18 protein-coding genes are annotated in these 23765 nt (G+C 61.7%); 3 read left to right on the top strand and 15 right to left on the bottom strand.

Annotated features, from left to right (window positions below; translation table 11 throughout):
• Positions 1–71: 71 nt before the first annotated feature.
• The 15 genes from ACPYOP_RS21325 to ACPYOP_RS21395 all read right to left on the bottom strand — a co-directional run bounded on the left by ACPYOP_RS21325 (position 72) and on the right by ACPYOP_RS21395 (position 20242).
• Entirely contained in the window at positions 72–578 is a 507-nt protein-coding gene (locus ACPYOP_RS21325) for a hypothetical protein (protein ID WP_481412304.1), read from the bottom strand.
• A 64-nt stretch (positions 579–642) separates the two neighbouring features.
• Complete coding sequence (locus ACPYOP_RS21330) at positions 643–1674, bottom strand: CorA family divalent cation transporter (RefSeq protein WP_481412305.1); 1032 nt, start codon at positions 1672–1674, stop codon at positions 643–645.
• Positions 1675–1811: 137 nt separating this feature from the next.
• The gene (locus ACPYOP_RS21335) at positions 1812–4469 is read right to left on the bottom strand and encodes a nitrate reductase (RefSeq protein WP_481412306.1); all 2658 of its coding nucleotides are present in this window, start codon (positions 4467–4469) and stop codon (positions 1812–1814) included.
• Between the two features lie 213 nt (positions 4470–4682).
• Complete coding sequence (nirD, locus tag ACPYOP_RS21340) at positions 4683–5030, bottom strand: nitrite reductase small subunit NirD (protein WP_481412307.1); 348 nt, start codon at positions 5028–5030, stop codon at positions 4683–4685.
• Between the two features lie 10 nt (positions 5031–5040).
• A complete protein-coding gene (gene nirB / locus ACPYOP_RS21345; RefSeq protein WP_481412308.1) occupies positions 5041–7491 on the bottom strand; it encodes a nitrite reductase large subunit NirB in 2451 nt (816 codons plus the stop codon).
• Between the two features lie 4 nt (positions 7492–7495).
• On the bottom strand, positions 7496–8293 hold the full coding sequence (locus ACPYOP_RS21350) for an ABC transporter ATP-binding protein (protein ID WP_481412309.1): 798 nt from the start codon (positions 8291–8293) through the stop codon (positions 7496–7498).
• Positions 8294–8303: 10 nt separating this feature from the next.
• Positions 8304–9200: a nitrate ABC transporter permease gene (ntrB, locus tag ACPYOP_RS21355; RefSeq protein WP_481412310.1), complete on the bottom strand. Its 897-nt coding sequence runs from the start codon at positions 9198–9200 to the stop codon at positions 8304–8306.
• A gap of 34 nt (positions 9201–9234) precedes the next feature.
• Positions 9235–10533, bottom strand: coding sequence for a CmpA/NrtA family ABC transporter substrate-binding protein (locus tag ACPYOP_RS21360; protein WP_481412311.1), 1299 nt, complete (start codon positions 10531–10533; stop codon positions 9235–9237).
• A gap of 370 nt (positions 10534–10903) precedes the next feature.
• Positions 10904–12202, bottom strand: a complete 1299-nt coding sequence (locus ACPYOP_RS21365) for a CmpA/NrtA family ABC transporter substrate-binding protein (protein ID WP_481412364.1) — start codon at positions 12200–12202, stop codon at positions 10904–10906.
• 55 nt (positions 12203–12257) lie between these two features.
• Positions 12258–12845 carry an ANTAR domain-containing response regulator gene (locus ACPYOP_RS21370; protein ID WP_481412312.1) on the bottom strand — a complete coding sequence of 196 codons (588 nt, stop codon included), beginning with the start codon at positions 12843–12845 and terminating at the stop codon, positions 12258–12260.
• Positions 12846–12959: 114 nt separating this feature from the next.
• Positions 12960–14012, bottom strand: coding sequence for a siderophore-interacting protein (locus tag ACPYOP_RS21375; protein ID WP_481412313.1), 1053 nt, complete (start codon positions 14010–14012; stop codon positions 12960–12962).
• Entirely contained in the window at positions 14009–16000 is a 1992-nt protein-coding gene (gene fhuB, locus ACPYOP_RS21380; RefSeq protein ID WP_481412314.1) for a Fe(3+)-hydroxamate ABC transporter permease FhuB, read from the bottom strand. The genes ACPYOP_RS21375 and fhuB overlap by 4 nt, the downstream gene beginning before the upstream one ends.
• Positions 16001–16007: 7 nt before the next feature.
• Positions 16008–16901: an ABC transporter substrate-binding protein gene (locus ACPYOP_RS21385; RefSeq protein WP_481412315.1), complete on the bottom strand. Its 894-nt coding sequence runs from the start codon at positions 16899–16901 to the stop codon at positions 16008–16010.
• A gap of 101 nt (positions 16902–17002) precedes the next feature.
• Positions 17003–19189 (bottom strand): TonB-dependent siderophore receptor, encoded by a 2187-nt coding sequence (locus tag ACPYOP_RS21390; RefSeq protein ID WP_481412316.1) that lies wholly within the window; start codon positions 19187–19189, stop codon positions 17003–17005.
• Positions 19190–19357: 168 nt separating this feature from the next.
• Positions 19358–20242, bottom strand: coding sequence for an AraC family transcriptional regulator (locus ACPYOP_RS21395; protein ID WP_481412317.1), 885 nt, complete (start codon positions 20240–20242; stop codon positions 19358–19360).
• 284 nt (positions 20243–20526) lie between these two features.
• Here ACPYOP_RS21395 and htpG point away from each other — a divergent pair, with 284 nt between their 5' ends.
• The 3 genes from htpG to ACPYOP_RS21410 all read left to right on the top strand — a co-directional run bounded on the left by htpG (position 20527) and on the right by ACPYOP_RS21410 (position 23744).
• Positions 20527–22416, top strand: a complete 1890-nt coding sequence (htpG, locus tag ACPYOP_RS21400) for a molecular chaperone HtpG (protein WP_481412318.1) — start codon at positions 20527–20529, stop codon at positions 22414–22416.
• A gap of 279 nt (positions 22417–22695) precedes the next feature.
• Positions 22696–23469, top strand: coding sequence for a siderophore-interacting protein (locus ACPYOP_RS21405; RefSeq protein ID WP_481412319.1), 774 nt, complete (start codon positions 22696–22698; stop codon positions 23467–23469).
• The gene (locus ACPYOP_RS21410; protein WP_481412320.1) at positions 23466–23744 is read left to right on the top strand and encodes a hypothetical protein; all 279 of its coding nucleotides are present in this window, start codon (positions 23466–23468) and stop codon (positions 23742–23744) included. The genes ACPYOP_RS21405 and ACPYOP_RS21410 overlap by 4 nt, the downstream gene beginning before the upstream one ends.
• Positions 23745–23765 lie beyond the last annotated feature (21 nt).

Genomic DNA, 23765 nt, shown 5'->3' on the forward strand with positions numbered 1-23765 from the left:
GTCAAGCAAGCCGGGCATTCGGGCCGATTGGCATCGTCTATGCCGATCAGAGGATTGGAGCATGCGCGCTTTTATTGACGTCGCAGGTTGATTTCGCTGGTAACGACCGATTCGCCCGAGGTCAGATCCTTGTCGATGGTCGTCAGCTTCAGCTGGCCGCTGCTCTGCCTGCGGATGGTCATATTGGCATCCCGATCGCCATTGACGAGGCGTGCCCAGTGCACTGCCAGACTGATGACATCGCCCTGTCTACTGCCCGACAGCTGCGACGTCGTGCCGGACGGACCGGTATAGGTGCCGGAATATCGGGTTCCCCGAGCGGTGAGCTGGGCCGAGATCGCGCGGCTGATGATGAGAAGGCCGCGGCAGTTCCCGTTCATCGAAATCGAAGTGCCCGGTGTGCCGATGTCGAATCCGCAGGAGACATTGATAGGCGGGCTGCCGATCTTTCGAAGCACCTTGCCGGTCCCCACCCAGCTGCCGTTCAGCGGCTTCAGAAATCCGCTATCGTCCGCGGCCGCGGGTGTTGCGGCATAGAGCCCTGCGAGCATTGCGAGAAGGCATGCCAGGCGGCGCATGGTGATAACCTTTCCACGGGAATTGACGGAGAACGCCGCAAGGACATCGACGGTTCCGCCACGGTCACAGCCAATTGATGCGCTTCAGCACGTAAAGAGTAATGACGGAGGTGATGGCGACCAAGGCGACGATGATGACGAACGCCCAGGTGTCGTTGACGCCCGGAATGCCGCCGACATTCATGCCGAAAAGGCCGGCGACGACGCTTGGGGGCAGGAGGAGGGCGGCAAGTGCTGCAAGCCGGTTTGAATTGCGGGCGATGCGCTCGCTGATAACGGTGGAAAGGTCGTCGTGCAGAATGCTTGTCCGGTCGCGGATCGCGTCGAGATATTCGATGCAGCGCATCAGCTTGTCGATGACCTCGCGCATTCGGAGTTTGTCGCGCTCGGCAAGCCAGGGAGCGTCGTCGTGTTCGATGCGGGTGAGGGCGTCGCGCTGCGGCGAGAGATAGCGTCGCAGCTGCACGGCGCGCCTGCGAAGCAGCTTCAGGCGCTCGCGGACCTCCGCGGCTTCGCCATGGAAGATCAGTTCATCCAGTTCGTCGACTTCCTCGTCCATCTGATCAAGAACTGGCTCCAGATCCCTCACGAGCTTGTCGCTGACGAGCGCCAGCAGCTCGCCGGTGCGCTTCGGCCCCTTGTTCTTTCCCAGCGCCTGGCGAATATCGCGAAGGGCGGTGATGTAGTGTCCGCTGTCGCGGAGCGTCACGACACGGTTCTCGTCCACCCAGGCATGAATGGGCACGAGATCCAGTTCCTCGGCCACTTCCTCGACATCCTGAGGGGGAGCGGCGCATACGCCGCGAAGGATGATGAGCAGGCCGTCGTCAACCGGCTCCACGCGCGGGCGGGATTCGTCTTCCAGCAGCGCGTCGGCGACGAGCGGATCGAAACCGCCACTGCTGATTATCCATGCTGCCGCGGCATCGTGATTACGCTCGAGATGGACCCAAAGGATGCCGTCCGCCGGCTTCCAGTTCTGCAGGTCGGCGGCGCCGATTTCGCGACAGCCGCCATTGCCGTCGAGAAGAACCGCAAAACGTATGCCGGGCTCGACCCCGTAGCTGAGTTGAACCTTCTGGTCTGCTGCGTCCATCCGCTCCCATCCTCCTCCGAGTATAAAAAGAAAGCGAAATCATGCGTCTAATTTTGTAATTCTAGCACCGCGCGGCTTGTGGCGGAACTGGTGACTACGACGATTGATCGTGTTCGAGGGATCTCGGAGCCTGGCAACTACTCGGCTGCCGCGGCAAGGCAGCCGTCTATGATGGTGCGGATCTCGGCGCGGCAGGAGCCGCAATTGGTTCCGGCATTGAGCTCCTTGCCGACGGCTTCCACACTATGGCAACCGCCGCGAATGGCGGCGACGATCTGATTGACGCCGACGCTGAAGCAGGAGCAGACCGTCGCGCCGGCGTCGATGACATCGGCTCCCGGTCTACCGGCGATCAGCGCAAACCGCTTGCCGAGATTGCCATGCGATGTTGAAAGCTGGGCGATCGCCCAGTTTCGGGCCACGGCAACCGGCTGCCGGGCGACGAAGAGAGCCGCAAGCAGCCGCTCGCCATCGAAGAAGGCAAGACGCAGGTCGCCGGAGGCCTCATCGGCATAGCCGAGCGGTTCGAGATCGGCAGGGATATCGAATGTCGCGCGGCACCAGCCGATCCATTCGTCGGGTGCCAGATCGAACGCAAGTTCTGTCCGCCATCCGCCGTCGGCCTTGGCAAGCGCCCAATAGGCGCTATCGAGGTCGCGCGGCTTTGCCGCGGAGACTGCGAAGCAATAATGCGACGCCTGGAAGCGGCGAGCGCGAACGGCGACATTCTTCGAAGCCGGCTGGCCGGAAACCGGATCCGTGATGGGGGCAACCACGGCGTCGATGCGCGCTTTGGCGGCAAAGCTGTCGTTCCAGTGCATCGGCACGAACAGGCTGCCGCGTGCCTGTCGCTCCGTCACCAAGGCACGGACGATCACCTTGCCTTGCGGGCTTTCGATCTCGACCAAGCCGGCTTCCGCGACGCCGATCTCGATCGCATCACGTGGATGGATCTCGGCAAAAGGCTCGGCAATATGGGCCGACAGACGAGCGCTCTTGCCGGTGCGGGTCATCGTGTGCCAGTGATCACGAACGCGTCCGGTGTTGAGCGTCAAGGGGAAGCAGCTGTCGGTCCGATCGCTCGCCGGCGGCTCTATGGCAACGAAGCGCGCCTTGCGATCGGGATGATAAAACCAGCCGTCTGCAAAGAAGCGTGTCAGCCTTGGGGCCGATCCGGCAGGCTGCGGCCACTGGAAGGGCGGAAGCGTGTCAAAGTCTTCCGTTGTGATCTCTTCATAAGCGCCGATGTCGAAATCGCGGCTGCCCTGGTTTTCAAAGCCGGAAAGGCCCGCATGCTCAGCGAAAATCTCCGCACTCGTCCGAAAGGCAAAGGCTTGGGAAAATCCCATGCGGCGGCCAACTTCGGCCATTTGCCACCAGTCTGGTCTGGCCTCGCCCGGCGCTGCCAGAAACTGGCGCTGCCTGGAGATCCGGCGTTCGGAATTGGTAACGGTGCCGTCCTTTTCGCCCCAGCCAAGCGAAGGCAGCAGCACTTGGGCATGCCGCGTCGTATCCGTCTCGCGCAGGACGTCGGAGACGACGACGAAGGGACAGGCCTTGATGGCCGCCTCGACGGCATCGGCGTCCGGCATGGAGACGACCGGGTTCGTCGCCATGATCCAAAGCGCCTTGATGCGGCCGTCGGCAACGGCGCGAAACATGTCGACCGCCTTCAATCCCGGCTTGGCGGCAATTCGGGGTGATTGCCAAAAGCGTTGCACCCGGTCGCGATCCTCGGCATTCTCGATCGCCATGTGAGCGGCAAGCATGTTGGCAAGCCCGCCGACCTCGCGGCCGCCCATGGCGTTCGGCTGGCCGGTCAGCGAGAATGGCCCCATGCCGGGCCGGCCGATACGGCCAGTGGCGAGATGGCAATTGATGATGGCGTTGACCTTGTCGGTGCCGGATGAGGATTGGTTGACGCCCTGGCTGTAGCAGGTGACGACCTTCTCGGTCGCGGCAAACAGCCGGTAGAATTCGCGAAGCTGCATGGCGGGCAGGCCGGTCAGGTCGAGCACGCGGTTGAACGACAGCGAACTGGCGGCGGCGAAAGCCTCGGGAAAGTCGCTTGTATGCTCGGCGATGTAATTCTGGTTGATGGTGTTGCTTGCGATCAGATGTTCGAAGAGGCCGAGGAAAAGGGCGACGTCGCCATCCGGCCGGATCGCCAGATGCAGGTCGGCGATATCGCAGGTCATGGTTCGGCGCGGATCGATGACGACGATCTTCATCGTCGGCCGCGCCGCCTTTGCTGCCGCCAGCCGCTGATAGATGACCGGATGGCACCAGGCGAGATTGGAGCCGGTGAGGATCACAAGATCGGCAAGCTCGATATCTTCGTAGGTGCCAGGCACCGTATCCGAGCCGAAGGCGCGGCGATGACCGGCAACGGAGGATGACATGCAAAGCCGCGAGTTCGTATCGATATTGCCTGAGCCGATGAAGCCCTTCATCAGCTTGTTGGCGACATAATAATCCTCGGTCAGCAACTGCCCGGAAACGTAGAAGGCAACGGAATCGGGCCCATGCTCGGCAATCGTCTCGCTGAAGCGTTGCGCGACCAGATCAAGCGCCTCGTCCCAGCCTGCCCTTCGGCCGGCAATTTCCGGATGGAGCAGGCGGCCGTCGAGGTCGATGGTTTCGTCAAGGGCAGAGCCCTTCGAGCACAGGCGCCCGAAGTTGGAAGGGTGGTCGGGATCGCCCTTGACGGAGACTTTTCCCTCGTCATCGACGCGAGCAATGACACCGCATCCGACACCGCAATAGGGGCAGGTGGTTTTGGTTTCAGTGGACATGGAGCATATCCGTGAAGCTTGGAGCGCGGGAGAGTACCCCCCTCTGTCCCTGCGGGACATCTCCCCCACAAGGGGGGAGATCACATGGTGCCACTATCGCCGATTTCCTCGTCTTGGCTTGATGAAGATGGCCCCTTGCTCCGACCAATCTCCCCCCTTGTGGGGGAGATGTCAGCGAAGCTGACAGAGGGGGGTGATGTCTCCCAGGCATCCTCACTCCGCCGCCATCATCAGGCTTTCGAGCGCGATGAAGAGGGCGCCGTCTTCGTTGCGGACGGGAATGGTCCGCACCTCGCCCTGGTCGGCTCCAAGCGCCTTGCCGGTTTCGAGCGAGATCACCCAGTTGTGCAGCGGGCAGGTCACGGCTTTGCCATGAACGATGCCCTGGGAGAGCGGGCCGCCTTTGTGCGGGCAGTGATCCTCGATGGCGAAGACCTCGTTTTCGGCCGTGCGGAATACGGCAATCTTGCCCTGCGGGGTTTTCACGCACCGCGCGCCGCGCAGAGGAATGTCCGAGATATCGCCGATCGCATGCCAGGTTTCCTTTGGCCAAGTCGTCATATCCATCTCCTCACTCGGCGGCCTGCGGGAAGCCGACCGTCGCCATCGGCTTGAACTCGTGCTTATCCTTGCCGGAAACGCGTTCCGACCAGGGATCGACCTGCGCGAATTTCTGGCTGAAGACGAAGCGCTCGTAATAGGCCTTGCGCTTTTCGGCATCGCCCATGATCTGGCGGCGGATTTCGTCGAGGCCGATGCGCTTGGCCCATTTGTAGATGCGTTCGAGATAGCGGGCCTGTTCGCGGTACATCTGCGTCAGCGCCACGATGTGTTCGAGCGCCTCATCCTCCGTCTTGACGAGGCCGAGCACTTCGGTGCCCTTGATGTCGAGGCCAGCCGCGCCTGCGAAATGGATTTCGAAGCCGCTGTCGACACAGATGACGCCGATGTCCTTGCATGTCGCTTCCGCACAATTTCGTGGACAGCCAGAGACTGCCATCTTGAGCTTTGCCGGTGTCCACGAACCCCACATGAATTTCTCGATGCGGATGCCGAGGCCGGTCGAATCCTGCGTACCGAAACGGCACCAATCAGAGCCGACGCAGGTCTTCACCGTACGCAGACCCTTGGCATAGGCCTGTCCTGAGATGAAACCGGCCTTGCCGAGGTCGGCCCATACTGCGGGCAGATCCTCCTTTTGGATGCCGAGCAGATCGATGCGCTGGCCGCCGGTCACCTTCACCATCGGGATTTCGAACTTGTCGACGACATCGGCGATGGCGCGCAGCTCGCCCGAATTGGTGACGCCGCCCCACATGCGCGGCACCACGGAATAGGTGCCATCCTTCTGGATGTTGGCATGCACGCGCTCATTGATGAAGCGCGACTGGTAGTCGTCGGCATATTCATCCGGCCAGTCGCAGACGAGGTAATAGTTCAGAGCCGGGCGGCATTTCGCGCAGCCGCAGGAGGTTTTCCATTCAAGTTCCTGCATGACGGCAGGAATGGTCTTCAACCCCTTGGCCTTGATGAGACGGCGCACGTCGTCATGGCCAAGCTCGGTGCAGGTGCACATCGGCTGGATGGCGGCGGGGTTGTAACTGTCGCCAAGCGTGATCGACATCAGCTGTTCGACCAAGCCGGTGCAGGAGCCGCAGGAGGCCGAAGCCTTCGTGTGGGCGCGCACGTCGTCGAGCGAGGTCAGGCCCTTGGCTGTGATGGTCGAGGTGATCTTGCCCTTGCAGACGCCGTTGCAGCCGCAGATTTCCGCATCATCCGGCAAGGCTGCAACGGCCGCCATAGGGTCCAGCGGCGACCCTCCCTGATAGGCCTGGCCGAAGATCAAGGTTTCGCGCATCTCGGAGATGTCGGTCGCCTTCTTCTTCAAATCATTGAACCAGGCGCCGTCGGCCGTCTCGCCGTAAAGCACGGTGCCGATGATCCTGTTGTCCTTCAGCACCAGCCGCTTGTAGACGCCGGCTGCCGCGTCGCGCAGGACGATCTCCTCCCGGTCGTCGCCATCGGCGAAGTCGCCGAGCGAAAACAGGTCGATGCCCGTGACCTTCAGCTTCGTCGGGGTGTCCGAGTGGACAAAGGCGGCGCTCGTGTCGCCGGCAAGATGCGAGGCGGCGACACGCGCCATCTCGTAGAGCGGCGCAACCAGGCCATAGACCATGCCGCCGACTTCGGCGCATTCGCCAAGCGCCATGATCGAACCGTCCGAGGTCTGCATGCCGTCGTCGACGACGATGCCGCGGTTGACGGCGATGCCTGCCTCCTTGGCAAGGCCGACATTGGGACGGATGCCGACGGCCATGACGACGAGCGTGGCGGGGATTACGCGGCCATCGTCCAGTTCGATCCCCTCGACCTTGCCGTCACCGATGATCGCCTTGGTGTTGGCCTTGGTGATGACCTTGATGCCGCGCTCCTCGACGGCTTTTTGCAGGAGGTAGCCGGCTGCCGGGTCGAGCTGGCGTTCCATCAGTGTCGGTTGCACATGGAGAACGGTGACATCCATTCCACGCAGACTGAGGCCGGCGGCCGCTTCCAGACCAAGCAAACCGCCGCCGATGACAATAGCCTTTTCGCGCGATTGGGCGGCAAGCAGCATCGCCTGCACGTCATCGAGGTCGCGATAGGTGATGACCCCGCGCAATTCCTTGCCCGGAACCGGAATGATGAAGGGGACGGAGCCGGTTGCAATGACAAGCTTGTCGTAGCTTTCGGTCACACCATGATCGGAAGTGACCGTCTTTGCCGCCCGGTCGATGGTGACGATCTTGTGTCCCTTGTAGAGGGTGATGCCGTGCTTGATGTACCAGCCGTCGCCGTGGATGATGATCTGCTCATAGTCCTTTTCGCCTGATAGCACCGGCGACAGCATGATGCGATCGTAGTTGACGCGCGGCTCGGCGTTGAAGATCGTGACCTGATAAAGACCGGGCGCCTTTTCGAGCAGATGCTCCAGCATGCGCCCTGGCGCCATGCCGTTGCCGATGATGACGAGTTTCTGGGTCATGATATCACTCCGCGGCTTCCACGAAGCGGTGACGTTCGTAGAGGAACTTCAGCACGGCCTCGCGGCATTTGAGGTAGGTTCGGTCGGAAGCAAGCTCGATGCGGTTGCGCGGCCGCGGGATCGGCACTTCAAGGATGTCGCCGATATGGGCGGCCGGGCCGTTGGTCATCATGACGATGCGGTCGGACAGCAGCACGGCCTCGTCGACATCATGGGTGATCATCACCATGGTGCTGCCGAGACGGGCATGAATTTCCATGACAGCATCCTGCAGATGGGCGCGGGTGAGCGCGTCCAGCGCCCCGAAGGGTTCGTCGAGCAACAGGATCTTCGGCTGCATGGCGAGTGCGCGCGCAATGCCGACGCGCTGCTTCATGCCGCCCGATATTTCCGAGGGGCGCTTGTCCTTGGCATGCGCCATCTGCACGAGATCGAGATTGCGCATGACCCACTCATGGCGCTCGGCCTTGCTCATGGTGCCGCGAAACACCTTCGAGACGGCGAGATTGACGTTCTCGTAGACGCTGAGCCAGGGCAGCAGGCTATGGTTCTGGAAAACCACGGCCCGATCGGGACCGGGCGCATTGACCTCGCGGTTCTCAAGCAGCACCGCGCCGGCGGAGACGGGGGTGAGGCCGGCAATGAGGTTGAGCAGGGTCGACTTGCCGCAGCCGGAATGGCCGATGATCGACACGAATTCGCCCTTGTCGATGACGAGTTCGATGCCCTTCAGGACTTCGGCACGCTGGCCGCCGCGATCGAAATACTTGTCGATATGATCGAGCTTCAGATAGGCGCTCATCATGGTCTCCTCAATTGTTGGTCATGCCACGGGTCACGACGGCGCCGAGGCCGGCGACCAGACGGTCGAGCACAAAGCCGGTGACGCCGATATAGGCCAGCGCCACGATGATGTCGGGCAGGCGCGAGGAATTCCACGCGTCCCAGATGAAGAAGCCGATGCCGACGCCGCCGGTCAGCATTTCGGCGGCAACGATCGCAAGCCAGGAAAGCCCGGCCCCGATGCGCAGTCCGGTGAAGATGTAGGGAGCTGCCGCCGGCACCATGATGCGGAAGAAGAATTCGATCTGGTTCAGCCGCAACACCTTGGCGACGTTGCGGTAATCCTGCGGAATGTTGCGAACGCCGACCGCTGTATTGATGATGACGGGCCAGATCGAGGTGATGAAGATCACGAAGATCGCCGAAGGGTTGGAATTCTGGAAGGCGGCGAGCGACAGCGGCAGCCATGCGAGAGGCGGCACGGTGCGCAGCACCTGGAAGATCGGGTCGAGGCCGCGCATTGCCCAGACCGATTGGCCGATCACCGCACCGATCAGCACGCCGGCGATGGCGGCAAGGCCGAAACCATAAGCGACGCGCTGCAGCGAGATAAGCACCCGCCAGGCAAGCCCGATATCCTGCGGCCCATTGTAGAAGAAGGGATAGACGATGAGGTCGTAGCTTTCCTGCCAGACCTGCGAAGGCGGCGGCAGGCTGGCGCCTGGCTGGTCGCAAAGCAATTGCCAGATGCCGAGCAGAAGCACGAGGACCACGAGAGGTGGCAGGACGCTGCGCAGGACAGAGGCGGCAATGCGGCCTGGCTCGATGCGGCGGGTGGGGCGGGCCGCCAATGTCACGACATGGCTCTTTGCGGGAGCAGGCGCTTGCGCAACGGCGGCTTGCTGTTTGCGGGCGGTTACGGACATTGAACGAATCCTTCTTGGGAGAGAGTGCCTGGCATCACGACGCTACCTTGATCGAGAGGCTTTCGAGGTAGGCAGTGGGGTTTTCGGGATCGAAGACCTTGCCGTCGAAGAAGGTTTCCTTGCCGCGTGAGGTCGACGCGGGAATATCCGATGCGGCAACGCCGAGATCCTTGGCGGCATCGCGCCAGATATCCTGGCGGTTTACCTGGCCGACCAGTGCCTTGATATCCGTATTGGGCGCGAACTTGCCCCAGCGGATGTTCTCGGCGATGAACCAGGCGTCATGGCTCTGATAGGGATAGGAAACCCCGTCCTTCCAGAACTTCATGTAAAGATCGGTGCCCTTGGCGACCCGGCCGTTGCCGTAATTGATGTCGCCCTTGAGACGGCCGAGCACGTCCTTGGGCGGCACGTTGAACCATTGCCGCTTGCCGAGGATGGTGGCCATTTCCTCCTTGTTGTCCATGCTGTCGCACCATTGCTGGGCTTCCATGACCGCCATCAGCAATGCCTTTGCGGCATTCGGATTCTTCTCGATCCAGTCGGCGCGCATGCCGAGGGCTTTTTCGGGGTGGCCCTTCCAGATTTCGCCGGTCGTGCAGGCCGTGAAGCCGATGCCCTGATTGACGAGCTGTTCGTTCCAGGGCTCGCCGACACAGAAGACGTCCATGTTGCCGACCTTCATGTTCGCCACCATCTGCGGCGGCGGCACGACGATGGTCGAGACGTCCTTGTCGGGATGGATGCCGCCGGCGGCCAGCCAATAGCGGATCCACAGATCATGCGTGCCGCCGGGGAAGGTCATGGCCGCCTTGATTTCCTTGCCCGCTGCTCTTTTCGCGTCGAAGGCGGCCTTCAGCTTGGATGCATCGAGCTGGACGCCGGTTTCCGCATATTCCTTTGCGACCGAGATACCCTGGCTGTCGTAATTGAGGCGGGCGAGGATCGCCATCGGAACGGGCTGGTTGTTCTGTGTCACCTTGCCGGTATGCATGAGATAGGGGAGCGGGGAGAGAATATGGGCGCCGTCGATGCCGTTTGCCGCCCCGCCGAGCACGAGATTGTCGCGGGTCGCGCCCCAGGATGCCTGTTTGGCCACATCGACGTTGGCAAGGCCGTGCTTTTCGAACAGGCCTTTTTCCTTGGCGATGACCAGCGGCGCGGCATCCGTCAGCGCGATGTACCCGAGCTTTACATCCGACACTTCAGGTCCGGCGGTGGCTGCAAAGGCGCCGGAGGGGAAAGCCGTCCTGACGGCTCCGATCAGAGCTGCCGTGGCGGATGTCTTCAAAAGGCTTCGGCGCGTAACACTACCGGACAGGATCTTCTTCACTTGCAGTTTCCCCTTTTTTTTCTCGTGACGCGTGGATTTCGGCCATAAAAAAAACGCCGCTCGGTCGATGTGCCCGGGACAGAGAGGTGAGCCCTCGGGACAAGAACCTTGCGACGTCGGTGTCTTTGCGAGCGCGTTTTCCGCGCATTGCGTGCCTCGATCGCCGTTGACCGAGGCGTATTCAACCAAGCAATCCGTGTGCCAGTTTTTGATATTGTGTCTAATGCAATGAAATTATTGACTTATTTCAGATAGCACTACACTTGTCTGTTTTGTGTGCGAATGCTGCGGCTGCTAAAGTTTTGGGCGAATGCTGGCTGTCCGGCTCGGAATCCTGCGCTTATTCTGTGCAGTGCAGCGTAGGCGCAGACTAAATATCGTCGGCGGAGAATTGTACGGCATTCACCGCTTTCACCGCGAAGCTGTCGATGTAGCTCGCCATGTCCGCGGGATCGAAGACGTGGCCATCCATGAAGCGATCGCTCTGCATATCGCCTTCTATGCGGATATCGGCGTCATCGGGCGAGGCCCCGTTTCCAAGCGCCAGCCGATAGAGGTCCGGTCGATAGGCCGAAGCCGCTATCGTCATGTTTTGCTCGGAAAGCGCGCTTTGCCCCCAGCGCACCATCTGGCTGAAGATCCACAGGGCCTGGCTCGGACGCGGGTAATTGGCGAAGCCGGCATGAAAGCTGAAATATCGGTCGATCACCCGACGATTGCCCTTGGCGTCGAGATTGAACTCGCCTGAGAGTACGTGGCGGATAATGTCGACGGGCGCTGCGATATAGCGCTGATCGGCAAGCGCTTCGGCAAGGGCATCATGATTTTCAGATCGGTCGCACCAGCGCGCTGCAGCGTCGAGCGCCACTATGAGGCGCGAAACGGTTTCGGGATGGCTTTCTGCCCATTCCGGGCGCATGCCGATCACCTTTTCAGGCGCAGAGGGCCATATATCCTGCTTGGCCGCGACGATGCGGCCGACGCCGCGTTCGGAGGCGACCATATTCCAGGGCGCGCCGACGCAGAAGCCATCGATGGCCCCGGCTGCAAGGGCATCGGAAGTCAATGGCGGTGGCACGACGACGAGTTTCACGTCCCGGTCGGGATCGATGCCCCCTGCGGCCAGCCAATAACGGAATTCGTAATTATGCGACGAGAAAGGATAGGTCATGCCGAGCGTTGGCGGCTGCTCCCCGCGCGCCTTCATCGTGCTGACCACTTTTGCCAGCGCCTGAGAATTTTCCAATGCGCTGGCGTGGTCGGAAAGACGGGCTTCGCTGCCCATGCGCTCGAACAGACGTGTCGACAGGGTGATGGCATTGCCGCCGCGGCCGAGCGAGAACGGCGTGATCGTCGGCGAGGGGTTGGAGCCGAGGCCCAGCATCGCCGCCACCGGCATCGGTGAGAGCATATGGGCGATGTCGAACTGGCGAAAGGCAAGCCGGTCGCGGATATTGGCCCAGGAGACGTCCTTGATGAGATCGAGCGTGATCCCTTCTTTGTGCACGAAGCCGAATTCCGCGGCCGCGATCAGGACCGAAGCATCGACCAGCGGAATAAAGCCCGCACGCAGTGTGCGCTGGCCTTCGCTGGCAATGCGCGCCGGCGCGGGAGGGTTGCTGCTGCCTGCCTTGCGAGCACTGGCGAAAGGAGTTGCCTGCATTCTCATATTCACTCCGATGTCTCCCCTGCGTGGTTGACGGACGGGATTGGCTTTAATGCGCTCACATCAGCAATCCGGCTGCCGTCACGACGCTTTGCGCGATTTCGGACATCTTCTTCTTCTCGTTCATGGCCGTCTGCCGCAGCAGCGCGAAGGCCTCTTCTTCCGAAAGTCCGCGCATCTTCATCAGGATACCCTTGGCCCGCTCGATGATCTTGCGCTCTTCCAGCGCGGACTTGGCTTCCGCCAATTCGCGCTGCAATCGGCTGAAGGCGTTGAAGCGGCTGACCGCCATATCGAGGATCGGTTTCACCCGCTCCTTTTTCAGGCCATCGACGATATAGGCCGAAACGCCGGCCTCGACGGCCGCCTCGATCGAGGCCGTATCGGCACGGTCGACGAACATGGCAATCGGCCGGCCCACGGTCCGCGTCAGCTGAAACAGATGTTCCATCATGTCGCGGTTCGGATTTTCGAGATCGATGATGATGACGTCTGGATGAAGGGTTTCGATCGTGCGCGCCACGCCCTGCACTTCATGGATGACCGTTACGCGCGCGTGGCCAGCCTCCCGCAGACCTTCCTCGATGATCGAGGCGCGGATGGTGTTTTCATCGATCACAAGAATAGTCAGATCGAGACGGCTCATCGCATCGTTATGACGCAACGCAGCAAAGCGGACAAGCCTATTCGCCGAAATATTGGGCGATTTAAAGTTTTGCTCAAAAGCTAGGCTATTACCGCCTGTTTTCTGACTATTTCCTCAACAACGCTGCCAATAGGCGGCGATGCTGAAGGTGCCGGGGTCCCTCGCGATCTCGCTCTTGACGAAAGCGCGGATGGCGCGAGCCTGTTTCTGTTCGCAGGCGGCCCAGACATAGGTGTCCGGATCGGCTGCAGGCACGATGTCGCGCAGAATGCGTTCAAGCGTATCGGTCGTTCCAGCCGCCGCGCCATTGCGATGCAGCCAGGTGAGATCCATCGATGCGCTTGAGCTCAGCGGCTGCTCTTCCTGCCTATCGGCGACCTCGATAAAGATGCGCAGCTCGGCATCTGCGGACACGGAGGCCGCGATGCGGGCGATGGCGGGCAGCGCGGTTTCGTCGCCGGCGAGAATGAGCCTGCGCGCCGTCGGCACGCCGCCGCCGCCCGGACCGATAAGGCCGACGCGATCGCCGGGGCGGGCAGTCATCGCCCAGGTCGCCCCAGGGACGTCGTCGCCTTCATGCACGACGAAATCGATATTCATTTCTCCGCGGTCAAGATCGATGCTGCGGATCGTATAGGCACGGATGGTCAGCGCATCGTCGCCCTTCGGCCAATGGATGCGGCCATCCCGCTCCGTATGCGGCCAGACCGGCTCGCGACCCTTAGGCGGTATAAGCAGGCGGACATGCATGCCGCCCTCGACGAAATGCCTGGCATCATCGGTCGCGACCACGACGCGGCGCATATGAGGGGTAATATCGTAGGTATCGACGACGCTGATTTCGTGGAAATTCGGTATGGCTGACGGTTGCGGCCCGTCGGCCCAATTGAGGGCGAGCGTGTTGGTGGAGAGTTCGAACAGGTTTTCAGCGACCATGCTGCGGATGGTGAAGAGCATGGCCGCGGTCGGGCAACGCAGCTTGATGTCGAGGCGATCGTTGCTGACGGCGATATCGGCGCTGCCGATGACGGTCTCGAGGCGGGCTCCGGCCTCGCTTCGCGTGATGGTGACATGCTCGGCAAAGCGCGCGCAGAACTGATCCAGCAGCTCGCCGGCATCCTTGTGGGTAGCAACGCCGGAAGCGGTGAAATCCCTTGCATGCATCATTGCTTAGTCTCCTTGCGGGTCAGGAACCAGATGAGATAGGGGCCGCCGATCAGGGCTGCGAACAGGCCGACGGGAACCTCGTAGGGAAAGATCACCATTCGCGACAGCCAATCGGCCAGCACCAGCAGCATGGCGCCGAGCAGCAGGCTGGCCATCAATTGCTTGATCGTCTCGCGGAAGCCGATGAGGCGGGCAAGATGCGGCGCGATCAGCCCCGTCAGGCTGAGGGGACCGACGAGAAAAGAGGGAATCGCGGTCAGGAGGGCTGCGAGAACCGCCAAAGTCAGCCGGCTTGCCGCGACCGAGAGGCCGACGGAGCGCGAGACATTTCCGCCAAGCGGCAGGATATCGAACCACCGCCGCAGGAGCGGTAACACCGGCATGAGGAGGGCGGCCGAAATGATGCCGGTCCAGGCCTCGAAGGCGCCGGCGCGGTTGGTGGAACCCGACAGCCAGGTCAGCAAGAGATAGCCGCGCAGGTCGCCGCGGGAAAGAACGACGGTGACGATCGCCATGGATAGCGCACCGATCGCAATGCCGGAAAGCAGCAGACGCTCGGCTCGGAAACCACCGCGTGCGCTGACCGCCATTATCGCGAGGAACGCGATCAGCGCGCCGATCGTCATCGCCGTGATCGTGATGGCGGGCGACGGGAAGGCGAACAGGAAGAGGGCCGCGGTCAGTCCCGCACCACCGCCGGCACTGACGCCCAGGACCTCGGGGCTTGCGAGCGGATTGGCGGTCAGGCGCTGCATGATGAAGCCGGCCGCGGCCAGCATGGCGCCGGCGGTCGCTGCAACGACGGTGCGTGGCAGGCGGAAGGGCAAAAGCTCTGAGAACCGGCTGCCGACAGCCACCTGCCAGCCGTCAATGCTGCGTCCAACCGATAGGGCAAAGATGATCAGGAGAACGAAACCGATGGCGAGCAGAGCAAGCGCCCGCCTGGGGGCAGTGAGATCTAACCGCGCTCGTGGTGCGCCATCGGCGCGCGGCGCATTGCGCGAATGCAGGCGCGGTAGAAGCAGAAGCAGGAGCGGCCCGCCGAGAAGTGCGGTCGCAGCACCTGTCGGTGCGAGATCGGTAAACCCCGGCGACAGCAGTTGCACGAGGCAATCCGTGAGGAACAGCAGCCCGGCGCCGGCAAGCGGTGCGGCGATCAGCAATTGCCTGGTGCGGCGCGCGCCGCAAAATCTTGCCAGATGCGGCGCGGCAAGGCCGAGAAAGCCGATGATGCCAACCTGCGCCGTCACCGAAGCTGCGAGCCAGACGGCGAGCGCCAGAACGGCGAAGCGCACGCCATGCAGGGCCAGGCCGAGGCTCTTCGCGCTGTTGTCGTCCAGGTTCATGACAGTCAACGGGCGAACGAGCATGAGGGCAACCGCAAAGCCGATGGCAAGGCGAGGGACAAGCGTGACGACGCCATCCCAGCTTTGCTGATTGAGCGCGCCCGCGCCCCAGATGAAGACGGACATGGCATATTCGCCGCGCGCCAGAATAATGGTGACGCTGAGTGCGGTCGCGACCAGGGTCACCATCATGCCGCAGAGCGTCACCGTCACCGGATCGAGGCCGCGACGCCAGCTCAGGGCTAGAACGATCAGGACAGCCGCAAGCCCGCCGGCAAAGGCCGAAATCTCACGCGGCAGGCCGATGAGCAGCGGAAAGAGGCCGACGGCGATCGTCATTGCTAGCTGCGCGCCGGCGGCGATCCCAAGCGTCGAGGCATCGGCGATCGGATTGCGCAACACCCTTTGCAACAGGGCGCCGGAAAGGCCGAGCGCTGCCCCGGCGATGAGCGCGATCGCCGAGCGCGGCAGCAGGCTGTCGATGAGCAGGATGTGGTTGAGGGCGGCTGCATTGCCCGTGTCCGCGGCAAGCTTAGGACGCAGGAAGATGAGCGCCATGAAAGCAAGGATGCAGACGACGCCAAGCAGGACCGCATTGCGTGCCAGTGGCCCATCCCTGGCGATCGTATCTCGAGCAGCCATGCGGCGATCAACCATTCCATGCACGGGTGAGCCCTCCCGCCAGGAGATCGGCAAAGCGCTCCGCTGCGGGTAGCGCGCCGTAAGGGTTGATCGAGCCGAGCAGGAGGACCCGGCCCTGCTGCACCGGCGGGAGCGCATTCCAGAATGCGCTTTGCCGGAGTTCGGCCAAGGCTTCGGCCGGATGCGGCGGGATCAGGACGATCCATGCGTCCGGCATGGCGGCGAGCCGCTCGATGCCAACGGGCGCGGTCGCCGAATAGCTCGTCAGATCCGGCCAGGCATTGGCAAGGCCGGTGCGGGTCAGGACATCCCCGAACATGCTGTCGGAGCCGAAGACGCGAAAGTGCCTGGCGTCGCCCAGATTGATCGGCAGGATCGGGCGATGATCGCCCCTGCCGAAGCTGATGCGATACGCCTCCAGCTTTTCCCGCATGGCGTCGACGAGCGCACGGCCGGCGGGAAGGCCGAGCCGCTCGCCAATCGCAAGCGTCATCTCTTCGGAAAGCCGATAGGGGCTGGCTCCTGGCTGATAGACGGCATGGCTTTCGACCGGTGCGATCAGGCGCAGGCGATCGTCGGCCCAGGCATAGAAATTGGAGTTGAAGATCAGCTCCGGCTTGGCGGCATAGAGGACCTCGAAATTCGGCGTACCGCGTAGCCCGAGATCGGCAACACCTGCGGGAATGACCGGTGTGACGGCAACGTCTCGAAATTGCAATAGTTCGGTGCCGGCAACCACATTGGCGCCGAGCGCCAGCAGGGTTTCCAGAATGGCCCAATCGAGCGTCGCCACGCGCGGGCTCGTTGCCGCACGCGCCGGCGTCAAACCGGCGAGCGCGGCAGTGCTCGCCATGGCCAGCAGCTGCCGACGCGACAGCCCGTGAGCGCTTCTAGCCGTCATGCTGACGTCGCCTCTGATTTCAAATCGGCCCGGGGATCGCCCTGCGGCGATCGCCGGCTCTTTGCCATGATTGAGAAATAAAGTATACTTTTATTCTCAACTTACCACTTCTTGCTCAGCTTGAAGGTGATGGTTCTGGCTTCGCCATAGCCGCAGACATTCTCTCCGGCGCAGCCCGAGACATATTCCTTGTCGAACAGATTGGAGACGTTGAGCGCGGCACCCCAGCCCTTCTTCTCATAGCGGATGCCCGCATCGAAGAGCGTTGCCGAAGGCACGCGCAGGGTATTGGCCTGGTCTGCCCAGGATTTGCCCTGGTAGCGCACGCCGGCGCCGATGCTCAGGCCATCAAGCGCGTCGCTGGTGAAGGCGTAGTCGAGCCACAGGGATGCGGTGGAGTTCGGCACCAGATAGGGCGAGTTGCCGACGATGGAGGAGTCGAGGTCCTTGGTGACTTCGAGGTCGGTGTAGGAGTAGGAGCCGAGTACCTTCCAGTTTTCGTCCAGATTGACCTTGCCTTCGAATTCGACGCCGCGCGAACGGACCTCGCCGACTTGGCGCTGCAGGAAGGTGACGGGATCGGTCAGCGCCATGTTCTTGCGGTCGATTTGGAAGATCGACGCCGTGAACAGGCCGTCGATGAAGTCCGGCTCGTACTTGACGCCGGCCTCGTATTGCTCGCCTTTTTCCGGAAGCAGCCCGCCGCCGGTGACGCTGGTGCCGACCAGCGGCCGGAAGAAGGTGCCGGCGCTGACATAGGGCGTGATGCCATTGGCGAATTCGTAGGCGATGCCTGCGCGGCCGCTCGGTGCGCTGTCGTTCGAGCTGTAGGTCGTGCCGACCTTTGCATCGGAGTTGGCATCGACGAAGTCGTAGCGGCCGTTGAGCGTCACCAGCCAGCCGCCGCCGAAGCGGATCTGGTCCTGCGCATAGATGCCGAGCTGCTGCTGCGTCAGCACCTGGTTGAGGTAGACGAAGTTGGTTCCCTGCGCCGTGCCGTGGACCGGATTGGTGGCGCTGATCGGGTTCGAGCCGCAGCAGGCCTGAATCTGGTCGAGACGGTAGATCGAATAGTCGGTGCCGATCAGGAAATCGTGGCTGATCGGACCGGTGTCGAACTTGTTTTCCGCGCGGGTGTCGACCGAGAATGTATCGACCTTTGAGCGCTCGAAGAAGCCGATGCGGTTCAGCATGTAATCCGGGTCGTCATAGGTTGGGCTGAGCGGATTGCCGCCCACGTAGCCGTTCAGATACGGGCCGTCCTCGCGCTTGTAGAGATGGCCATAGCGCGCGTTTTGCGACACGGTCCAGCCGCCGTCGAAATCATGGGAGAATTCGTAGCCAAGCATCTGCTGGGCATATTTCAGGTTGTCGATACCGCGTTCGCCATAAAAGGCATCGCGCTTGATTTTGCCGAACGGCGCATCGACGACGGTGCCGACATAGGGGAAGAAGCCGTTGCCGCTGTGGATCTCGTCGAGACCGCTCAGCATGCCGAAAACAGTGAGCTTGGTGGAATCGTCCGGTGAGATCGTCACCTGCGGCATGATGAAGCCGCGCAGATCATGGGTGCCGTCGCTATAGGTGTCGCCGCCGGCGATCTTGCCGGTCAGGCGGTAGCGATAGACGCCGTCGGCGGAAAGCTTGTCGGAAAAGTCGAAGCCGACGAAGGCGTTGCCGAGATTGTTGATGCCGATCTCCGTATAATAATAGGGATCGTCGGTCGGCTCTTTGCGGACCATGTTGACGAGGCCGCCCGGATTGGAGCCGCCGTAAAGCACGGAGGAAGGACCTTTCAGCACTTCGACACGCTCGAGCATGAACGGATCGATCTGGAAGCCGCCGAAGCCGTAGCTGTAGAGCGTCAGGCCATTCATGAAGACGCCGCTTTGCGTCGCATCGAAGCCGCGAATGTAGAACCAGTCGGTATCGCCGTCATTGCCGAAGGGTTGGGTGGTGACGCCGGGCGTGTAGCGCAGCGCCTCGTCGACCTTGTTGGTGATGCCGCGATCCTGCATTTCCTGTCGGCCGATGACGGAGACCGACTGCGGCACCTCGGTGATCGGCGTATCGGATTTCGAGCCGGAGGTCGTTTTCGCGGCGACGTAGCCCTTGATCGGCGCCGTGCCGCTGGTGTCGCCCTTCTGCTGCGAGCCTTGGATGACCAGCGGCTGTAGTTCAGTGGCGGCCTCTTGAGCCATGAGCTGTGAGCCCGGCAGCAAGGTGGCAATGGCTACGCCCGTCGCCATCAGCCGCATCCGCAATACGTCTTCCTTCAATCCCTGCATTTCCGTCGTTTGTCCCGATTTTACGCCTGTTCGGCCGGAGCCGGCCGATCCCTCAATAAGATGAGGAGTTAACTCATATTTACCGGCGCGGCTTGTCTGTCACTGGGAAAATTGAATGTTTTTGGGCAATTCTCCGCGGGAGATACAATTGCTCGCGGCCTGTGGTTTTCAGGCAAGCTTGCTGCGTTTCCAGCTCGCCGGCGCGGCGCCGACATTCTTGCGGAAGACGCGCGTAAAATGCGCCTGGTCGGCAAAGCCGGTTTCGACGGCAACGGTCGTCAGCGGCATCTCGCTGTTCAGGAGCAGATGCTTGGCTCTTTCGAGCCTGGCTTGCGTCTGCCATTGGTGCGGCGGCAAGCCGGTCGAGGCCTTGAAAGCATGGCTGAAATGGGATTGCGACAGGCCGGTCAATTCAGCCAGCTCCTCCAGCCGGATGGCCCGCGTGCAGTGTTCTTCGATATAGTCGACCGCGCGGCGCAGTTGCCAGCTGGCGAGACCGCTGCGCTTGCGCGGCTGCGTTCCGCGCAAGCGCAGTACATCGATCAGCAGCGAAAGTGTCAGGCCGTCACCATAGAGATCGTGCAGCGGCTCGGGGTTTTCGCATTCGGCCGCGATCAGCTCGGCGAGCGCCATCACACGCTGGTCGTTGAAATGCAGCTTCGGACGGTCGAGCTGCGCCGGGTCGATATTTTCCATCAGGCGCTGGCTAATGATCTCGGCATTGAAATGGATATCGAGGTGGCGCACGAACTCGACGCCTGCCATGTCGACCCAGAGCTCCATGCCGGCGGGGATATAGGAGATGCGTCCGCTATCATAATCCTGCAGCCGGCCTTGTGCGCGTGGCGACGGGCGGACATTGGTCGTGCCCGCGCCGCGCTGCTCCAGCAGGATGAACAGCCGCGGATCCCTCGCTAGATAATATCCGCCGGCCTGTGCCGCGCAATTGACGTTCCAGATGTCGGCAACCATGCCGTTCCATTGGCGGCGATGCATGCCGCCAACCACGGAGAAGCCTCCGATCTTGTTTTGCATTCGTGGCTGAAACGTCATTTGCAGTATCCGGCGTCGCTTTCCGCAATAATCCTTCAAATTAAACTCAAGTTATTATAGCAGCGCTGCGGCAATGGCAATCACGCAGCTGAGATGCGAGATGCCGTCCGTCGGTTCTTTCGGCCGAAGCCTGGAACAAGGCGTCGAATTGGCGATTGTACATGCTGAAAAGCGGTTTCTCGCTCCGTTCCAGAGCCAGCATCGACAACGCCCGCTTGAAATTTCCCTCATCTTCCGCCACCTGTGCGGCGCGACTTTTGTTATTCCCAGGAGACTAGACGCTTATGACGACCACCACCGCAGAAAATACCGCCGAGAGCCACGTTTTCGAGGCCGACGTTGCCCGCCTTCTGCATATGATGGTTCACTCGGTTTATTCGGACAAGGATGTCTTCCTGCGCGAGCTGATCTCGAACGCGGCCGATGCCTGCGAGAAACTGCGCTATGAGGCGATTGCCCACCCCAGCCTGCTGGCAAACGATCCCGACAGCCGTATCCTGCTGACGCTCGATGCCGATGGCAATAAGCTCATCGTCGAAGATAACGGCATCGGCATGAGCCGCGACGAGATGATCGAAGCGCTCGGCACGATCGCCCGGTCCGGCACGCGCGCCTTCATGGAGCGCATCGAGGCCAACAAGCAGGGTGAAGGCGCACAGCTCATCGGCCAATTCGGCGTCGGCTTCTATTCCTGTTTCATGGTCGCCGATCGCGTCGATGTCGTCTCGCGGCGCGCCGGCGCTGAAGATGCGTGGCTCTGGTCTTCCGACGGCAAGGGTGGCTATAGCGTCGCTCCCACCGATGTTGGCGAGGCGCCGGCGCGCGGCACCCGCATCACGCTGCATCTGATGGAGGATGCCAAGAGCTACGCGTCGCGCTGGAGCGTCGAGCGCATCGTCAAGGAGCAATCCGGCCATGTGCCGGTGCCGATCAAGATCGCCGAAAAGCCCGGCGAGGAGGCAACGCAGCTCACCGACGGCACCGCGCTCTGGACGAAGTCGAAGAACGATATCACGGCCGAGGAATACACGGATTTCTATCGCGGCGTGTCCGGCCAGTATGACGAGCCGGCGCTGACGGTGCATTTCCGCGCCGAGGGCCGCCATGAATATTCGGCGCTCGCCTTCGTGCCCGGCTCGCAGCCCTTCGACCTCTTCGATCCGGACCGCAAGGGCCGTATGAAGCTCTATGTGAAGCGCGTCTTCATCACCGACGAGGCGGAATTGCTGCCGCGCTATCTCCGCTTCGTGCGCGGTCTCGTCGACACGTCGGACCTACCGCTCAACGTCTCGCGCGAGATGATCCAGGAAAGCCCGATCCTGACGGCGATCCGTAAGGGCCTCACCAACCGCATCATCACGGCGATCGAGAAGCAGGCGGAGAGTGATCATGACGCCTTCCTGAAGATCTGGGAGAATTTCGGCAGCCTGATCAAGGAAGGCCTCTACGAGGATTTCGAACGCCGGTCGCAGCTTCTGGCGCTCTCGCGCTTCCGCACGACCGCGTCGGGAGACGGCTATCGCTCGCTTGCGGATTACGCCAGGGATGCCAAGGAAGGACAGCAGTCGATCTACTATCTCGTCGGCGGCAGCCTGGAGCAACTGAAGGCCTCGCCGCAGCTCGAAGGTTTCCGTGCCCGCGGCATCGAAGTTCTGTTGCTGACCGATTCCGTCGACAGCTTCTGGGTCACCAATGCTCCGGAATTCGAGGGCAAGAGCTTCAAGTCGATCACGCAAGGGTCCGCTGATCTTGCCCAGTTCAAGAAGCAGGACGACGACAAGCCGGAAAGCGAAAGCGCCCCCGCCGAAGTGCAGGCTTTCCTCGATTATGCCAAGGAGAAGCTCGCCGGCGAAGTCTCCGACGTGCGCGCTTCCGATCGCCTGATCGAAAGCGCCGTCTGCCTCGTTGCTTCCGAGCAGGGCTACGACCGGCAGCTCGAGAAGATCCTGCAAGGCGCTGGTCGCCTTGAGTCCGGCGCCAAGCCGATCCTCGAAATCAACATGGATCATCCGGTCGTCAAGGCCATTGCCGCCAAGGCCGATTCACCGTCCCTGCGCGACGATGCCGCCTTTCTCCTGCTCGATCAGGCCCGTGTGCTCGATGGCGACAAGCCGGCCGATCCGCGCGCCTTTGCCGAACGTCTGGCACGGCTGATGGAGAAGGCGCTGCAGTAATCCAATGGATCGGCACGGCTCGAAACGGCCGTGCCGATCCATTCGTAAAGGATTGCGATCGCGTTATAGCCCTGGCGCGTCAAAAAACTTGTCTGAAATTATCATCTTTTTGTTGCGAAGCGAGGGCTCTTCTTCTATAGAAACGTGAGATTGGCCAGATATCACTCGGCCACGTAAGCGTTAACGTCACTCAACGCGTATGATCGAACGGCTCTGCGGCTTCGGTCTGCGCGACTGTGTCCTGCGGATCGAGATCGAAGCGCCTCGCAAGGACACATGATGGACAATCCCCAAACTTCCAATCCGACTGTCTCGGCGCCGAGGATCGAGCGCGTGCGTCATGAGCTGAAGCGACGCTCCCTGACGGTTGCGGCCATCGACAGGATCACGCCTGGCATGTTGCGCATGCGATTGTCGAGCGATGATCTGGCCGATTTCGTCAGTCTTGCGCCCGACGATCACATCAAGATTTTCGTGCCGGGCTCCGGTGAAGAGATGGAGCGGCGTGACTATACGCCTCGTCGTTACGATACCGATGCACGGACGCTCATCATCGATTTCGCCATTCACGAGGCGGGGCCGGTGACCCAATGGGCGCTCGACGCGCGGCCTGGCGATAGGCTTGAGATCGGTGGTCCCCGCGGCTCGGCCGTCGTGTCGGGTGATATCGCCAACTGGCTGCTGATCGGCGACGAAACGGCATTGCCGGCCATGGGTCGCCGGATCGAAGAGGCTGCGGCCGCTGCACGCATAACGGCCATTGCGGCGGTTGTCGGCGCTGCCGAACACCAGATCTTTCGAACCGAGGCACGGCTGGATATCCGTTGGGCGCATCGTCCCCTTTCGGAGGCGACCGATCCCTCCGCACTGATGGAAATCCTTCGGTCCGTCGAGTTGTTGCCCGGCACCTTCGTCTGGATAGCGGCCGAGGCTTCCGTCACGCGCGCTCTGCGTTCCTATCTCGTGGACGAGCGCGGCTATCCGCTGAGCTGGATAAAGGCATCCGGCTATTGGGTGAAGGGCAAGGCGGATACGACGGAAAAATTCGATTGAATTTTTCGATTGAACTTGGGGACGCAGGCGGCAAGACGCCGTCTGCTCATCTCAATGTTCATGGGTCAGGCATCTTGCCGGAACCGGCTGCTGCCCCATTTCATGGCGCAATTGTCCCGGAAAGGGATAAGGCGTTCCATGATAAGCTTGGGTTCACCGAAACTGCATTCTGGATAGATTTCGACTTCCTGAATTGCATGGGATCGCCGAAGGTTAAAGCAATTCCAGGAAAAGTGCGCAGCGGTTTTCCGTCCGGAATTGCGACAAAGAGATAGAGCGGTTCAGAGACTCCGTGA

The organism is Rhizobium sp. KNZ2-6A (genome assembly GCF_056755475.1).

Coding starts and splice junctions, on each gene's coding strand:
- ACPYOP_RS21325 (WP_481412304.1), bottom strand. CDS start 578: ATGCGCCGCCTGGCATGCCTTCTCGCAATGCTCGCAGGGCTCTATGCC.
- ACPYOP_RS21330 (WP_481412305.1), bottom strand. CDS start 1,674: ATGGACGCAGCAGACCAGAAGGTTCAACTCAGCTACGGGGTCGAGCCC.
- ACPYOP_RS21335 (WP_481412306.1), bottom strand. CDS start 4,469: ATGTCCACTGAAACCAAAACCACCTGCCCCTATTGCGGTGTCGGATGC.
- nirD (WP_481412307.1), bottom strand. CDS start 5,030: ATGACGACTTGGCCAAAGGAAACCTGGCATGCGATCGGCGATATCTCG.
- nirB (WP_481412308.1), bottom strand. CDS start 7,491: ATGACCCAGAAACTCGTCATCATCGGCAACGGCATGGCGCCAGGGCGC.
- ACPYOP_RS21350 (WP_481412309.1), bottom strand. CDS start 8,293: ATGAGCGCCTATCTGAAGCTCGATCATATCGACAAGTATTTCGATCGC.
- ntrB (WP_481412310.1), bottom strand. CDS start 9,200: ATGTCCGTAACCGCCCGCAAACAGCAAGCCGCCGTTGCGCAAGCGCCT.
- ACPYOP_RS21365 (WP_481412364.1), bottom strand. CDS start 12,202: ATGAGAATGCAGGCAACTCCTTTCGCCAGTGCTCGCAAGGCAGGCAGC.
- ACPYOP_RS21370 (WP_481412312.1), bottom strand. CDS start 12,845: ATGAGCCGTCTCGATCTGACTATTCTTGTGATCGATGAAAACACCATC.
- ACPYOP_RS21375 (WP_481412313.1), bottom strand. CDS start 14,012: ATGATGCATGCAAGGGATTTCACCGCTTCCGGCGTTGCTACCCACAAG.
- fhuB (WP_481412314.1), bottom strand. CDS start 16,000: ATGGCTGCTCGAGATACGATCGCCAGGGATGGGCCACTGGCACGCAAT.
- ACPYOP_RS21385 (WP_481412315.1), bottom strand. CDS start 16,901: ATGACGGCTAGAAGCGCTCACGGGCTGTCGCGTCGGCAGCTGCTGGCC.
- ACPYOP_RS21390 (WP_481412316.1), bottom strand. CDS start 19,189: ATGCAGGGATTGAAGGAAGACGTATTGCGGATGCGGCTGATGGCGACG.
- ACPYOP_RS21395 (WP_481412317.1), bottom strand. CDS start 20,242: ATGACGTTTCAGCCACGAATGCAAAACAAGATCGGAGGCTTCTCCGTG.
- htpG (WP_481412318.1), top strand. CDS start 20,527: ATGACGACCACCACCGCAGAAAATACCGCCGAGAGCCACGTTTTCGAG.
- ACPYOP_RS21405 (WP_481412319.1), top strand. CDS start 22,696: ATGGACAATCCCCAAACTTCCAATCCGACTGTCTCGGCGCCGAGGATC.